The sequence below is a fragment of the Aquabacterium lacunae genome, from assembly GCF_004310865.1.
Taxonomy (GTDB): Bacteria; Pseudomonadota; Gammaproteobacteria; order Burkholderiales; family Burkholderiaceae_C; genus Aquabacterium; species Aquabacterium lacunae.
Genome location: NZ_SIXI01000001.1, coordinates 642,254 through 656,787, shown reverse-complemented (window position 1 = coordinate 656,787; position 14,534 = coordinate 642,254). Strand labels below are relative to the sequence as shown.

14 protein-coding genes and 1 other RNA gene are annotated in these 14,534 nt (G+C 65.8%); 5 read left to right on the top strand and 10 right to left on the bottom strand.

Annotated elements, in window-relative coordinates; all coding sequences use genetic code 11:
• Positions 1-2: 2 nt before the first annotated feature.
• The 9 genes from EYS42_RS02850 to EYS42_RS02810 form a co-directional block, all read right to left on the bottom strand.
• Complete coding sequence (locus tag EYS42_RS02850) at positions 3-983, bottom strand: GNAT family N-acetyltransferase (protein WP_130966323.1); 981 nt, start codon at positions 981-983, stop codon at positions 3-5.
• Between the two features lie 33 nt (positions 984-1,016).
• Complete coding sequence (locus EYS42_RS17150) at positions 1,017-3,851, bottom strand: hypothetical protein (protein WP_207301092.1); 2,835 nt, start codon at positions 3,849-3,851, stop codon at positions 1,017-1,019.
• 117 nt (positions 3,852-3,968) lie between these two features.
• Positions 3,969-5,066, bottom strand: coding sequence for a glycosyltransferase family 2 protein (locus tag EYS42_RS02840; RefSeq protein ID WP_130966322.1), 1,098 nt, complete (start codon positions 5,064-5,066; stop codon positions 3,969-3,971).
• Positions 5,067-5,070: 4 nt separating this feature from the next.
• Positions 5,071-6,198, bottom strand: a complete 1,128-nt coding sequence (locus EYS42_RS02835) for a deoxyguanosinetriphosphate triphosphohydrolase (RefSeq protein ID WP_130966321.1) — start codon at positions 6,196-6,198, stop codon at positions 5,071-5,073.
• A gap of 13 nt (positions 6,199-6,211) precedes the next feature.
• Complete coding sequence (gene aroB, locus EYS42_RS02830) at positions 6,212-7,324, bottom strand: 3-dehydroquinate synthase (protein ID WP_130966320.1); 1,113 nt, start codon at positions 7,322-7,324, stop codon at positions 6,212-6,214.
• 77 nt (positions 7,325-7,401) lie between these two features.
• Positions 7,402-7,500: signal recognition particle sRNA small type (gene ffs / locus EYS42_RS02825), an RNA gene on the bottom strand.
• Positions 7,501-7,559: 59 nt separating this feature from the next.
• The gene (locus tag EYS42_RS02820; protein WP_245503472.1) at positions 7,560-8,147 is read right to left on the bottom strand and encodes a chalcone isomerase family protein; all 588 of its coding nucleotides are present in this window, start codon (positions 8,145-8,147) and stop codon (positions 7,560-7,562) included.
• 39 nt (positions 8,148-8,186) lie between these two features.
• The gene (locus EYS42_RS02815) at positions 8,187-9,752 is read right to left on the bottom strand and encodes a methyl-accepting chemotaxis protein (RefSeq protein ID WP_130966319.1); all 1,566 of its coding nucleotides are present in this window, start codon (positions 9,750-9,752) and stop codon (positions 8,187-8,189) included.
• 159 nt (positions 9,753-9,911) lie between these two features.
• Positions 9,912-11,030 (bottom strand): AIR synthase-related protein, encoded by a 1,119-nt coding sequence (locus EYS42_RS02810; RefSeq protein WP_130966318.1) that lies wholly within the window; start codon positions 11,028-11,030, stop codon positions 9,912-9,914.
• A 91-nt stretch (positions 11,031-11,121) separates the two neighbouring features.
• On the opposite strand from EYS42_RS02810, the gene EYS42_RS02805 reads away from it, so the two are divergent.
• Complete coding sequence (locus tag EYS42_RS02805) at positions 11,122-11,496, top strand: DMT family protein (RefSeq protein WP_130966317.1); 375 nt, start codon at positions 11,122-11,124, stop codon at positions 11,494-11,496.
• A gap of 20 nt (positions 11,497-11,516) precedes the next feature.
• Here the strand turns inward: EYS42_RS02805 and EYS42_RS02800 are convergent, their stop codons facing one another.
• Positions 11,517-11,966, bottom strand: coding sequence for a hypothetical protein (locus EYS42_RS02800; protein WP_130966316.1), 450 nt, complete (start codon positions 11,964-11,966; stop codon positions 11,517-11,519).
• Positions 11,967-12,226: 260 nt separating this feature from the next.
• On the opposite strand from EYS42_RS02800, the gene rpsP reads away from it, so the two are divergent.
• From rpsP to rplS, 4 genes are all read left to right on the top strand, one after another.
• Complete coding sequence (gene rpsP, locus EYS42_RS02795; RefSeq protein ID WP_130966315.1) at positions 12,227-12,484, top strand: 30S ribosomal protein S16; 258 nt, start codon at positions 12,227-12,229, stop codon at positions 12,482-12,484.
• A 23-nt stretch (positions 12,485-12,507) separates the two neighbouring features.
• A complete protein-coding gene (gene rimM, locus EYS42_RS02790) occupies positions 12,508-13,152 on the top strand; it encodes a ribosome maturation factor RimM (protein ID WP_130966314.1) in 645 nt (214 codons plus the stop codon).
• Positions 13,153-13,188: 36 nt separating this feature from the next.
• A complete protein-coding gene (gene trmD, locus EYS42_RS02785; RefSeq protein ID WP_130966313.1) occupies positions 13,189-13,968 on the top strand; it encodes a tRNA (guanosine(37)-N1)-methyltransferase TrmD in 780 nt (259 codons plus the stop codon).
• A gap of 99 nt (positions 13,969-14,067) precedes the next feature.
• A complete protein-coding gene (gene rplS, locus EYS42_RS02780) occupies positions 14,068-14,424 on the top strand; it encodes a 50S ribosomal protein L19 (protein WP_058088201.1) in 357 nt (118 codons plus the stop codon).
• The last annotated feature ends 110 nt before the right edge of the window (positions 14,425-14,534 follow it).

Here is a 14,534-nt window from a genome sequence, read left to right as displayed (position 1 = left end):
GGTCAGAGGTCCAGGGTGTAGGTGTGCAAGGTGGTGCTGCGGGCACCGAACATCTCTTTCTGAGCGGCCAGTCCGGCATTGAGCACCAGGCCCTGCTGCTCGGTCGATGCACCGAAGCTCAGCCAGCGGTGCGACGGCCCGGCCGATTCGATCAGCGAGGCAATCACAGCGTCGAGTGCGCCGCATTGCCGCCCGGCCTCTGAAGAGGCCATGTATTGCGTGTGCACCGTCCCGTCGTAGTCATAGACCACGGCCCCTGCCAGCACGGGAGCCTCTGGGGCAGGGCCAGCGTGGGCGGTCACCAGGCGAATCTCGCGATGGGCCTGCATCAGGCCCTGCATCTCGGCCAGGCTGTGCACCGGGCGGGTGTTGTGGTGGGTGTGCAGCACCTCGTTCAACACGGCCCAGAAAGCGGCCAGAGGCTGGCCAGTGCGCACTTCGACACCTTCACGGCGGGCTTTGCTCAGCGCGTGTTTGCGGCCTTTCGACAAGGCGGGCCGACGCGCCAGGTCCACCGTGTGACACAGGTCCATGCGGGTGCAGCGTGCGCCCAGCAGGTGCAGGGCATGCACATCGTCTTCCGAGGGCAGGCGGTGCAGGATGTGGGGAACGGGCTTGTAGATCAGCTGCCGGATGCCCTGTTGCTGCAGGTGATCACGCAGTTGGGCCACCAGCGCATGGGTGTCGGCTGCACCCAGGCTGCTGTGCAGCACGAGGCCCCCGAAGGTCAGTCCGCCATGCGAGATCAGCACCGAGCCCTCGGCACGCTGCTCCTGGTGGGCGGGCAGGGCGGCCACCAGGCGGTCTTCGTTGAACACCAGCCACGACGCGTCGTCGAACCGATCGGCGTGGTAGTCCATGTAGCTGCGCCGCATGAGGAAGGTGCCGTTGCGCGCCTGGGCCACCAGGGTGTCCCACAGCGGCGGGTGAGCGCCAGGGTCGGCCCGGTGTCGCACGAAGCGAAAAGTGGGTGCGCACGGCATGGTGACAGCTCAGGAAGGAACGTCAGGGCAGGCTCATGCCTGGGTCAGCGTCTGCACGGTGTCATGGAACTGCGCCAGGGAGAAGTGCGCGTCGTAGAAGGCACGGGCCTGCGCGCACAGGGCCTCATGCCGATTGGGCAAGGCCAGCAACTGCTGGCGCAGGGTGCCGAGGTCGGCCCAACCCAGCGACAGGTCGGCATACGAGGAGTAGTCGGCCAGCAATGAGCCCTCTTCGAAGCCCGTGAACGGCAACACCGGGTAGCCACAGCCTTGTGCCTCGATGGCGCCGCGACCACCGGACACCGGCGCCGACCCGATGTACACCGCGGCGTCGAGCTGCTTGAGCGTGGCCCACAGCGAGGGCACAGCACCCACGTGCACGAAGCGGGATGGGTCGATGCCCTGCCCGCGCAGATGCTGTTCGATGTCCCGCAGCCACTCGGGCGACAACGGCCCGATGTGAATGTGTCGCCCTTCGACGGTCTGCAGTGTCGTGGCAATCAGTCGTTGCAAGGACACCTGGCCACCCTGGCTGAACTTGCCTGCCCGCCCGGCCGTGACGACGTTGTACGCCATGCCGTTCAACGCGGGCATCGGCTTGCAGCCCTGGTCGGCCACGAACAGGCGCAGGATGTCGGTGGCTTCCTGCCGTTGAGCCGAGCAGGTCTCCTGCAGCTTCAAGGTGATGTCCACATGCCGCACCTGCGGCAGGGTGCAGCCCAGGCTGGGGTTGTGGTCACAGTGGTGCACCAGCAGCTTGCGGCTGCCGGCCACTTCCAGCGTGCCCACGAAAGGCACCGGGTCCTGGTGGTGGTTGAAGTAGGTGATCGAGGCCGACTGCAGGCGGCAGGCCAGGTCGCGCAGCATCTCGGCCTTTTGCCACAGCGTGGCTTCGGGCAGCACCAGCACCTGGGCGTGCGCGTAGTGCGCTTCGATCCAGGCGTACTGCTCCGGGTGGTTCGCGATGTTGCCGAAGGTGTCGGTCAGCACGATGACCGGGTTGCGGACCATGCGCGACATGTCGTCGAGCACCTTCGAGTGCCCGCCGATCTGGTAGAGCTCGGACGCGATGAACAGGTGGTTCTCGTGCGTGGCGGGTACTTCACCGGTCGGTCGGTGCTCGGCCAGGCGGGCGGCCATGCGGCACAGTTGCTGGTCGAACACCGGGTAGTACAGGGCATGGTGGGCCACGCCTTCCTGCATGAAGTGCGCATTGATGGCATTGGCCATGGTCACCATGGCCTGGGTCATCTGGTCGTTGTCGATCAGGGCGTCAACCTGGGCTTCCACGTCGGGCAGACGGGCGGCGCGGTCACTGACCGTGGCGGGTGTGACGGGCTCGGTGGATGCCAGCGCCGGTGTCAATGCCTGCAGCGGTGCCGCCGGCGGCGCACCGGGTGCACCGGTGTCTTCCTCCACCCCGCCGAAATCGCTCAGCATGGTGCGTGCGAGCGTGCGTTCGCGCGCGGTGGTGGCCACCTTGCGCAGGTCCACTCGCAAGTAGACAGCGGCCTCGCGGGTGCAAGGGCGTCGGTGCAGGTCCAGGGGTGTCACCGCTTCCAGCGCGAAGCGGTGGGTCAGCCAGCCCAGTCGCCAGAAGCCTTCGGTGAAGTACCGCCACGAGTGCTCATTCAGCGCCCGCTTCATGCGAGGGTTGGTCCACGAGGCAGGTGCCTGATCCATCGGCACTTCCACCGTGATCACGCCTTCGTCGGCCAGCAACGTCAGCGCGTTGCTCATGAACATTTCCAGGTCTTCCACCTGGCTGGGCACTTCCCCGGCATGGATGCGTGTGATGGTGCCGGCTTCCAGGCTGGTGGCCACGCCCATGCGGGTGCGGGTGTCCAGGGGCAGAGGCAGCGGTGCGCCCAGGTCCAGCTGCAGGTCGGGCTGCGAAGCGTCGTCGTCGTCGACATTCAGCCAGCCCAGGCGGTAGTCGTTGCGGGTGTCAAGGTTCAGGTGCTGCGGCGCCCAGTGCAGGGGCCTGTGCAACCGGTCAAAGCCCTCTTTGAAGCCTTTGGCAAAAGCCATCAGGTCGGCGTACTGCTCCACCGGATCGTGTTGCCGAAAGGCCTGCAGGCGGGCCTGGGCCACGTCGAAGAAGGCGGGCGTGCCGAATTGCCCGGTGAAAAACGATTCCAGCGTGTCGTCGTCCACCCAGAACACGGCGTCTTCGAACGCGGCCGGGGGTGCACTGCGGGGGCTGCGGTGCGAGATCACCGGCGTGCCCAGAGACAGGCAGTGCGACACCCGCACTTGCTCGAAGCGACTCGATTCATAGAAGCTGCAATTGATCACGGCCTTGGCCTGGCGGATGTACGCATCGCGCTCGGGGCCGTAGATGGGGGCATCGAACGTGGACACCGACAGCCCGCAGGCCTCGATGCGCTCGATGAACTGGCGACGGCGCGCGTTCATGCTGCCGAAGAACAGCAGGTCGATGGGGCGTTCGTGCAGCGGCGTGCCGGGGGCGCCCTGCAGGTAGGGGGCGTACTGGAAGGTGGCGATCGGCACATCTTCGTGGTGCTGGGTGTAGGCCGCCACGTTCTGCGCGTCGTAGTCGATCACGGCCGAGGTCTGCAGCAGCCGGAGGTAATCGGCAGGCACCTGTGCGCCGCCTTCACCGAGCTGCTCCAGGTTGAAGAACATGCAGGCATGCCGCTCACGCATGGCCTGAGGGAAGCCCAGGTGGGCACCGAACACGATGTTCACGGCATCTTCCCTCAACCGGTTCTTGCCCAGTGTCACCGAGGCCCCGAAGCGGCGCAGCTGGTGTCTCACATAGCGGGCCTGGTCCAGAAATCCCAGCGAATGCACATAGCCGGCCGGCTGCATCACGGTCAGGTGCACGGGGGGGAGGGTGCTCATGGGGTCGCTCCGGTCAAGCGAGACTGAGCGCCCACGCCCAGTTCTCAAGGGTGAAGTGAGCGTACCGGCCAACTTGAGGGCGTCAAACGCCGAAGAAAGCCCCGAAAGAAGCCGATTTCAGGGGGCTTTCGCCCGGGCGCGGTAGGTGTCGGCCTGCTGCTGCATGCCCAGGCTTTCGTAGAACACGACCAGGTTGTGGGCCGCCAGGTGGCTGCCCCGGCCATGCACATGACCTTCCAGCGAGGAGCCGTCGCCCAGGGCCAGGCATTGCTGCCAGCATGATTCGATCATGGGCAGCAGGTCGTTGGCCGTTTCAGGATGTGCAAGTGCGCGGGTCAGCAGCACGTCACCCAGCACGAAATAGAAGTCGGGTGAGTCGGTCCAATGGGCCATTTCCGGCTCGGCCAGTGCAATGGCCTCGTCGGTGTGTCCGCAGGCCTGCAGCACGAACAGGGTGCGCAACAGCAGGTCATGCCGCCAGGCCGGGCTGCGGCCAGCCTTGGGCCCCAGCAGCTGCAGGGCCTGTCGGTAGGCCTGCAGGGCGGGTTCGAACTGGTCTCGAACCTCGAGGTCTTTGCCGAGCTGGTAGTGCAGGTAGGCGTCGGTCGGCTGCTCTTGCAGGGCACGCTCCAGCAACTGCTGGTTGCGTGTGCCTTTGCTCACGCGCTGCGCGGGCAGGTAGCCATCATGGTGCACGCGCACGGGCAGGCGCTGACGTGCCCCCTGCCACTCGGGTTGTTCGTGCACCCGCCCGCTGTAGCGCACCGGGCCGGGCAGCACCCGGGGCAGCCAGCTGCTGGCCGACTGGCCTTGTGCGTCAAAGGCGGAATGAACCTCCAGCAGCCCCAGGAAGGTCGGGGCCTGTTCCTTGAGTTGCCGCAGCGATTCGATGGCCTGCCGACCGGCTGGGCTTTCTTCGGCAGAAGGCAGCCACTCGTCGCCATCGAGCACCAGGTGCCAGTCGGCCGTGCTCAGGGCCAGGGCCGCGTTGCGCGCCGCCGAGAAATCGTCCACCCAGCCAAAGTGGGCCACGCGTGCGCCATGGGCCTGCGCGATCGCCATGGTGTCGTCGGTGGAGCCGGTGTCCAGCACGATGCACTCGTCGACCACGCCCTGCACGCTTTGCAGGCAGCGCGCCAGGCCGCGGGCCTCGTTCTTCACGATCATGACCAGCGCCAGGCGGTAGGAGGGCGCCACGGTTTGAGGGGTGCTCATGGCCTCAGAACACCTTGCGGCCGGTCAGGCGCTCGTGCTCGCGCACGGCAAATCGGTCGGTCATGCCCGAGATGTAATCGGCCACGGCGCGGTGCTGGTCGTCGCGGTTGGCAAAGCCGACCTGCATTTCTTCAGGGGCCTGCACATAGGCCTCGAACAGTTCGTGCAGCACCTGCTTGGCCTGTGCCGTGGTCTCGTTCACCTGGGGGTGGCGGTACAGCTCGCGGAACAGGAAGCGCTTGAGCTGGGTGCTGGCTTCGCGCATTTCAGGGGTGAAGCGCACCAGCGGCGGGCAGCGCCGGGCCTCGTCGGCCGACACGGGCATGTGGTCGGCGATGCGGGCGCGCGTGGCGTCGATCACGTCGTACACCTGCTGCGACAGCATGCGCCGGATGGCGTCGAACAGCAGCCGTCGGCCGCGCGCCTGGGGGTGTTCGCGCAGGGTTTCTTCCCGGAATTTCACGAACAACGGCACCTCGTCGAACTGTTCCAGGGTCACCAGGCCCGAACGCACGCCGTCGTCGATGTCGTGGGCGTTGTAGGCGATCTCGTCGGCCAGGTTGCACAGCTGCGCCTCCAGGCTGGGCTGTGTGCCGTCCAGGAAGCGGCGCGCCACGCCGTCAGGCTCCTGGGCTTCCAGCAGCTCGGCATGGCGCTTCGAGCAGTGCTTGAGCACGCCCTCGCGGGTTTCGAAGCTCAGGTTCAGGCCATCGAACGCGGGGTAACGCTCTTCCAGGGTGTCGACCACCCGCAGCGACTGCAGGTTGTGCTCGAAGCCCCCATGCTCGGCCATGCACTCGTTCAGCACGTCCTGACCGGCATGACCGAAGGGGGTGTGGCCCAGGTCGTGCGCCAGGGCAATGGCCTCGACCAGGTCTTCATTCAGCCCCAGAGAGCGGGCGATCGAGCGGCCCAGCTGTGCCACTTCCAGCGAATGCGTCAGCCGCGTGCGGAACAGGTCACCTTCGTGGTTGAGGAAGACCTGGGTTTTGTACACCAGGCGCCGGAACGCCGTGCTGTGCACGATGCGGTCGCGGTCGCGCTGGTAGTCGCTGCGCGTGGGGGCGGGTGCTTCGGGGTGACGACGCCCCCGAGTCCGTTCTGGAAGACTGGCGTAGGGGGCGAGCCACATGGGTGCGGGCGTGTCAGGTGTTGGCGGCGATCACGTCACGCACGATGGCGTCGGGCGCGGGCCGCATGCTGGCCTTGCCGAGTTCGTCGATCACCACAAAGCGGATCTCGCCGGCCTCGGCCTTCTTGTCGACCTGCATCAGCTCGATGTAGCGGTCGGCGCCCAGTTGCGGCCCCTTGATGGGCAGCCCCGTGCGTTCGATCAGGGCCGTGATGCGCGCGGCCGTGTCGGCGCTGATCAGGCCCAGGCGCTGCGACAGGTCGGAGGCCATGACCATGCCGCACCCCACGGCCTCGCCGTGCAGCCATTCGCCGTAGCCCAGGCCGGCTTCGATGGCGTGGCCGAAGGTGTGGCCGTAGTTCAGGATGGCCCGCAGTCCGGCTTCCTTTTCGTCCTGGCCCACCACCCAGGCCTTGATCTCGCACGAGCGCTGGATGGCGTGTTTCAGGGCCGCTTTGTCGCGGGCCAGCAGTCGGGGCATGTTCGCCTCCAGCCAGGCCAGGAACTCGGCGTCGGCAATGGGGCCGTACTTGATCACTTCGGCCAGGCCGGCCAGCAGTTCGCGCTGGGGCAGGGTGTCCAGGCTGGCCAGGTCACATACCACGCGCTGGGGCTGGTAGAACGCGCCGATCATGTTCTTGCCGGCCGGGTGGTTGATGGCGGTCTTGCCGCCCACGCTGGAATCGACCTGGGCCAGCAGGGTGGTGGGCACCTGCACGAAGGGCACGCCGCGCATGTAGCAGGCCGCGGCAAAGCCGGTCATGTCACCGATCACGCCACCGCCCAGGGCGTACAGCACCGTCTTGCGGTCGGCGGCCTTTTCCAGCAGCGTGGTGAACACGGTGTTGAGCGCCGGCCAGTCTTTGTACTGCTCGCCGTCGGGCAGTTCCACGTCCAGCACCTGCTTGTGCTGGCCTTGCAGGGCCGCACGCAGCGTGGCCGTGTACAGCGGGCCCACCGTGGTGTTGGTGACGATCAGTGCCGTGCTCGACTTGGGCAGGCCCTGGTAAGTGGCCGCCTGGCCCAGCAGGCCCTCGCCGATCAGGATGTCGTAGCTGCGATCGCCCAGGTCGATGTGGACCGTGGAAGTGTCGATGCCGGGGGTGCTGGGAGACGAAGATGCCATGGCTTGCTCAGGGGTGCCCCGAACTTTCGCGGAAGTTCGGTCCTGGCCGCGACGCACGGGGCATCTACTTGGAATGAGGTGACGAGCCTGAACCCTGGCACTGAAGGCAAACGGTTAGGGCTGCTTCGTTCCCGACCTGACCCGGTTGGCCGCGCCCCCATGCAGGGAGGCCCGTCGCCGACCATTGTATGCGAAAGCCCGGGTCAAGGTCCGGGCTTCGTGTGGGGTGCAGGTGTCAGGCGTCAGGCTTGTCGCCCAGCAGCAGCGGCTTGAGGGTGGGGTCGGCCGGGCTGCTGCCGATCCAGATGCGAAGGATGGCGTTGTAAAAGCCCAGGTCGGGCAGCGGTTGGCCCAGCTGTTTGCCGTTGAAGGTGATCACCGTGCCCGTGCCGGGGATGTAGTCGCCAATGATCACATCGCCTTTCTTGCCGGTCTCGATTTCATTGAACAACTCGCCGAACTTCACCAGCTGGCTCACGTACTTGCTCTTTTCGTCCTTGTCGAGGTTCTTGTTCACCCCCGTGAGCACGGCCTGTGCAAGCTCTTCAGAGCTGATGTCCCGCATCGTGACCAGCCGGAACCGCTTGGGGCCGTTCAGTGCCAGCACACCAGCGGTGTCGGTCTTTTTTTCCGTCAGGTACAGGCCCACGGCGTACACCTTGACCACCTTGTGGCGCACGCCCAGGCCGTTGAGTACCAGCGATTTGCCCCCCACGGTCATGCTGTCGTCGAACTTGATGCCATTGACTTCTGCGGCCCAGGCGCCAGTGGCGCTCAGGCCCATCAGGGCGCTCAGGGCCCAGGCGGTGATGCGTGTTTTCATGAGTTGGACTCCTTGTGTCGCATGGCCGTGTCAGGCCGTTCAGAGGTGATGTTCGTCGCGGCCATCGAGCTTGAACACGCTGACCATCTGCGCCAGGTTCTGCGCCTGGTTCTGCATGGATTCGGCGGCGGCTGCGGCCTGTTCCACCAGGGCCGCGTTCTGCTGGGTCACACCGTCCATCTGGTGGATGGTGCGGTTCACCGACTCGATGCCTTCGCTTTGCGAGTGGCTGGCGGCCGTGATCTCTCCAATGATGTCGGTCACGCGGCGCACGCTGGCCACCACGTTGTCCATGGTCTGGCCGGCTTCAGACACCAGGCGGCTGCCTTGTTCGACCTTCTCGACCGACTCGTTGATCAGTGACTTGATCTCCTTGGCCGCCGTGGCCGAGCGCTGCGCCAGGGTGCGCACTTCGCCGGCCACCACGGCAAAGCCGCGGCCTTGCTCGCCTGCACGGGCGGCTTCCACGGCCGCGTTCAGCGCCAGGATGTTGGTCTGGAAGGCGATGCCGTCGATCACGCTGATGATGTCCACGATCTTGCGCGACGAAGCGTCGATGGCGCCCATGGTGCTGACCACCTGCTGCACCACCGAGCCCCCCTCACTGGCCACACTGGAGGCCGAGGTGGCCAGCTGGTTGGCCTGCGAGGCGTTGTCGGCGTTCTGGCGCACGATGCGGGTCAGCTCGCCGATGGCGCCCGAGGTCTGCTGCAGCGACGCGGCCTGCTCTTCGGTTCGGATCGACAGGTCGGAGTTGCCCGAGGCGATCTGCACCGAGGCCGAGGCAATGGCCTGCGTGCCCTGGCGTACATTGCCCACAATCTGCTGCAGGCTGCGGTTCATTTCGTCGAGCGCCCGCATCAGCTGGCCGGTCTCGTCTTCGCTTTGCGAAGTGATGGTGGCGGTCAGGTCACCGCGGGCCACACGCTGGGCCACCTCCACCGCTCGGTTCAGCGGGCGGGTGATGCTGCGGGTCGAGAACATGGCCACGAACACGCTGGCCACCACCGCTGCCAGGGCCAGGCCCAGGATGAGCAGCTCGGTCTTGTGGGCCTGCCGGGTCGAACGCTGCCCTGCAGCCACCATCTGCGCTTCCTCCAGCTTCACCAGCTGGTCCAGCTGTTCGAAGTACTTGGTGTGGGCCGAACGGATCGAGAACAGGAACTTGGTCATCGCGTCTTCCTTCTGCCCCTCCTGGATCATGCTCACGAAGGATTTCTGCGATTTCTTGACCTTTTCGCGCGTCTTGGTGATGTCTTCCAGCAGCTTGCGACCGTCTTCATCGGCCACGTTCTGCTGCAACTGGGCGAACAGCGTGTCGGACGAGGCCGAGAATTTCTCGACCTTCTTGAGTTCTTCCGCAATCTGCCCGTCGTCGGACATGATCAGGATGCTCAGCATGCTGCGAGACACCTCGTTCATGTCGGCCTTGATGCGATGTGACACCACGCTGCGCGGGTAAGACACCTCGATCAGGGAGGTGATCTCCGTGCTCAGGCTCTGGATGCGCAACACGGCGAGGCCTGCCAGCAGGGCCAGCAAGGCGATCACAAGGCCAAACCCGATGGTCAGGCGCTGCCCGATGCGGATGTTTCTGATGTTCATGCTCAGTCTGCCTGCGGTGCGTGGGGGACAGATTGCATGGAAACTGCCCGATATGGCCTGATATCGACGCAGGAGTTGCAGACTGAAGCGCAGAAATGAAAAAGCCGCCCATGAGCGGCTGCCCACGTGCGGCTTTCGTGTGGCGAAAAGCGGGGGCGTTCAGCGCAGCTGCAGCTCTTCGGCGCCGTAGGTCACGCCCAGCGGCTCGATGACGACCTGCTTGGGGCCATCTTCCACGCGGCCGGCCACCCAGGCGTCGATGCCCTGGGCCTTGGCAATGGCCACCACGCGTTCGGCGTGCTCGGGCTTGACGTACAGGGCGAAGCCTGCGCCCATGTTCAGGGTGCCGTAGGCCTCGTGGTCGTCGAGGGCGCATTCCTTCTGCATGAAGGCCAGCACCGGGGTCTTGGGCGGCACGGTGGTGATGCGGTAGGTGAGTTGCTTGGGGTGGCGCAGCAGCTTGCGCCAGCCGTGGCCGGTCACGTTGGCGCAGTAGTTCGGGATGATGCCTTCGGCGGCCATGGCTTCGGTCACGGGCGAATACAGCACCGTGGGGGCCAGCAGGGCCTCGCCGTAAGTTTGCCCGTTGCCGATGTCGGTCAGGTAGCCCTGGGGCAGGCGCTCGGCCAGCTTGCGGGCCAGCGACAGGCCATTGGCGTGGATGCCGCTGGAAGCCAGGAAGACGATGGCGTCACCGGCGCCGAGTTCGTCGCCCACCGACAGGCGGGTCTTGGGGCTGATGATGCCGGTGCACGAGGCGGCCAGGTCGACACGGCCGTCGGCCACGATGCCGGCCAGGGCGGGCGTTTCGCCGCCACCCCAGGCCACGTTGCACACCTCGCAGGCCTTCTTCCAGCCGGCCACGAGAGCGTTGGCACGCACCTTGTCGCCGAACCAGTCGGAGCCACCTGCGGCCCAGTAAGCCTGCACCACCAGGGGCGTGGCGCCCACCGTGATCAGGTCGTTCACCGCCATGGCGATGGTGTCCTGGGCGATGCTGTCGTAGTAGCTTTTGCCGGTCAGGGTGGCCATTTCGTCGGCCACCAGGGTCTTGGTGCCCAGGCATTCCACGATGGAGGCCAGGTACATCGGGCCCACATCGACCACATAGGCCGATTCGCCGCGCGAGGCCAGCACTTCACTGAAGCCGTGGCTGGCCAGGTGGGCGCCGGTCTGTGCTGCTGCGCGTTGAGCGGCCACCTTCAGGGGGTCGATCAGGTCGTAGTTGACACCGGCCTGGTCGTAAGTCAGCGGGGTGTTGGGCGTGGCAGCAGTCATGGGGCAGTCCGTGGCGGAAAGGTCAGGGCGCAAAAGCGGGATTATCCCGTACAAGGCGTGCCGTGTCGCCCCCCGTGCTTAGACTGCCTGCATGACAAGCCTGCTTTCCTCCCTGCAACACATGCTGCCGGTGCCCCTGCAGACCGCCTTGCTGCTGGTGGCCTCCAACGTGTTCATGACCTTCGCGTGGTACGGCCACCTCAAGAGCATGAGCCATCGCCACTGGCTGTACGCCGCCGTGGTGAGCTGGGGCATTGCCTTGTTCGAATACCTGCTGCAGGTACCGGCCAACCGCATCGGGGCCACGGCCCTGAACGTGGGGCAGCTCAAGGTGATGCAGGAGGTGATCAGCCTGAGCGTGTTCGTGCCTTTTGCGGTGTTCTACCTGGGGCAGCCGTTCAAGACCGATTACCTCTGGGCGGCCCTGTGCCTGGTGGGTGCGGCTTATTTCATGTTCCGGAACTGAGCCTGCGTCAGCGCCAAGGCTCACTGGCTGAGTTTTTGCGCTTCTTCGATCTGGTGTTCAAAGTAACGCTGCCCGGCAAACGCGATGGTGGCCATCAGCACCGCCGCGCCGATCAGCAGCGACAGGGCGATCGCGAACACATTGCCCCACCCCGCCACAGGCGCGCCTGGGCGACCTGCCAGGGTGGGGTTGAAGCGCGCATGCCAGCGATCGTCCGGCGTCAGCCCGATCAGGATGGCCTGCAACATGCCGCCGGCCAGCATCAGGCCCAGCACGCACACGCCCACTGCGCCCCAGGTGTCGTCCAGCCCCAGATGCCGCAGGCGCAGCAGGCCGTACACACCCAGCAAGGTGGGCAGGGGGCACAGCCAGCCCCAGATGTCACGCAGGCCGTGCAGGTAAAAACGGTGCAGGCCGAGGGTGCCGCCCAGGAAGGCCAGCCAGGTGCTCAAGGTTTTGGACTTCTGCATGTTGCCGTGTGCCGCAAGTGCTCGCTATAATCTGCGGTTTTCCGACCTGGGCGGGGCCTGTGGTGCGCACTCAAATCAACTGGTTTCAACTGGAACCCAGTGGGTTTGGGGGTGCTTGCAAGCTGAGCGCGTATCTAACCAGGGCGGAGTCAAGCAGACCTGTTCGTGCAGCATAACGTGCCGGGCAGGGCAACTGACGGCTGTTTCCGCGAGTGTCTCCCCGGGGCAGCGGTCGCCAGATCATTTTTGAAAGACACACCATGGTCGTGATTCGTATGGCCCGCGGCGGCTCCAAGAAGCGCCCCTTCTACTACATCGTTGCTGCAGATTCGCGCAATCGCCGCGACGGCCGCTTCATCGAGCGCGTGGGCTTCTACAACCCGCTGGCTTCGGGCAAGGCCGAGACCCTGCGTCTGGCCGGTGACCGCGTGGAATACTGGGTGGGCCAAGGCGCCCAGGTGTCCGACGCCGTGGCTCGCCTGATCAAGGTCGACGCCAAGGCCAAGGCCGCTGCCTGATCATTCGCTGCTGTACCGGCTGAATGACTGAACGCGCGCTGACCGCTTCGCCCCAGGTGCTGCCATGTGGCACCGCCTGGCCCGACGATGCGGTGGAAGTCGCGCGTGTTCTCGACGCCTGGGGCGTGCGCGGTGGCATCAAGGTGCTGCCGTTTTCGCCCGATCCCCAGGCGCTCTTTTGCACCAAGAAGTGGTTCGTGCTCCCGGCTGAAAAGCCCACGGGTGTGCGCAAACCCGGTGCCGCCCCGGCCGAAGCCGCGGGCAAAGCCCTTCCCAAGTTGTCCGAGCCTCGTCTGCTGCGCGTGAAGAACGCGAAAGAGCAGGGCGATGCCGTGGTGGCCACGCTGGAAGGCTGCGAAGACCGCAATGCCGCCGAAGCCCTCAAGGGCGCGCGCATTTTCGTGTCCCGGTCGGCCTTCCCGACCCCCGACGACGACGAGTTTTACTGGATCGACCTGATCGGCCTGAACGTGGTGAACCGCGAGGGCGTGGCCCTGGGCACCGTGACCGACCTGCTCGACACCGGCCCGCACTGCGTGCTGCGTTGCGCCTTCACGGGCGACGAAGGCCAGTCGGCCGAGCGCCTGATCCCCTTTGTCGGCGCCTACATCGACAAGGTCAGCCTGGCCGATCGCCAGATCCTGGTCGACTGGGGCCTGGACTACTGACCGGCGCGCCGCCTGGCGAGCCCATTGGACGCCGCCATGCGATTCGACGTCATCACCCTGTTTCCTGAGCTGTTCGAGCCTTTCCAGCGCGTGGGCGTGACCCGTCGCGCCTTCGAAAGCAAGGCCGTGGACGTGCGCCTGTGGCCTTTGCGCGAGCACGCCGACGACAACTACCGCCGCGTCGATGACCGCCCCTTCGGTGGCGGGCCCGGCATGGTGATGCTGGTCGAGCCCCTGCTGCGCTGCATGGACGCCATCCGCGCCGAACAGGCTGCGCGAGGCGTGCCCCGCACCCCCGTGATCCTGTTCAGCCCCGCCGGCAAGCCCCTGACCCAGTCGCGGGTCGAAGTCCTGGCCCAGGGGCCGGGCGCCGTGCTGCTGTGCGGTCGCTACGAGGGCATCGACCAGCGCTTCATCGACGCCTTTGTCGACGAAGAGGTGAGCCTGGGCGACTACGTGCTGTCGGGTGGCGAGTTGCCTGCCTTGACCCTGATCGACGCCGTGACGCGGCTGCAGCCCGGTGTGCTGCACGACGCCGCCTCGCACCAGCAGGACAGTTTTTCCGACGGCCTGCTCGATTGCCCGCATTACAGCCGCCCCGAGGTGCTGCAGTGGCCTGAAGGCCTGCCGGTGCGTGACGCCTCGGCGGCCGTGCCCGAGGTGCTGATGTCGGGCCACCATGCCCGCATTGCCACCTGGCGCCGCCAGCAGCAACTGGCCATCACGTGGGCGCGCCGCCCTGAGCTGATCGCCCAGGCGCGTGCCGAAGGCCGCCTCAGCAAGCAGGATGAGCAATTTTTGAAGACTTTGCTATAATCTTCGTTTTTCCGATCCTCTGCCCGGCTTTGCCGTGCCCAAAAACGGGTGCGGCGCCATTTTCAACCACGCGCGGGCACGATCATTCAGGAGCCTTTGATGTCCAACATCATCCAGCAACTTGAGCAAGAAGAAATTGCTCGTCTGAACAAGACCATCCCTTCGTTCGCCCCCGGCGACACCGTCATCGTGTCGGTGAACGTGGTGGAAGGTACCCGCAAGCGTGTCCAGGCCTACGAAGGCGTGGTCATTGCCAAGCGCAACCGTGGTCTGAACAGCAGCTTCATCGTGCGCAAGATCTCGAGCGGCGAAGGCGTGGAACGTACGTTCCAGCTGTACAGCCCCCTGATCGCCTCGATCGAAGTCAAGCGCCGCGGTGATGTCCGTCGCGCCAAGCTGTACTACCTCCGTCAGCGTTCGGGCAAGTCGGCTCGCATCAAGGAAAAGCTGGCCTGAGCGAAGCGAAGCCACTCGGCCGAAGGCTGAGTGGTGCCATGCAACGCATGGCAAGCCAGCTTTCGACGCAGTCAAAGGCTGGCCCTTGCAACGCAATGCCAGCATCGACA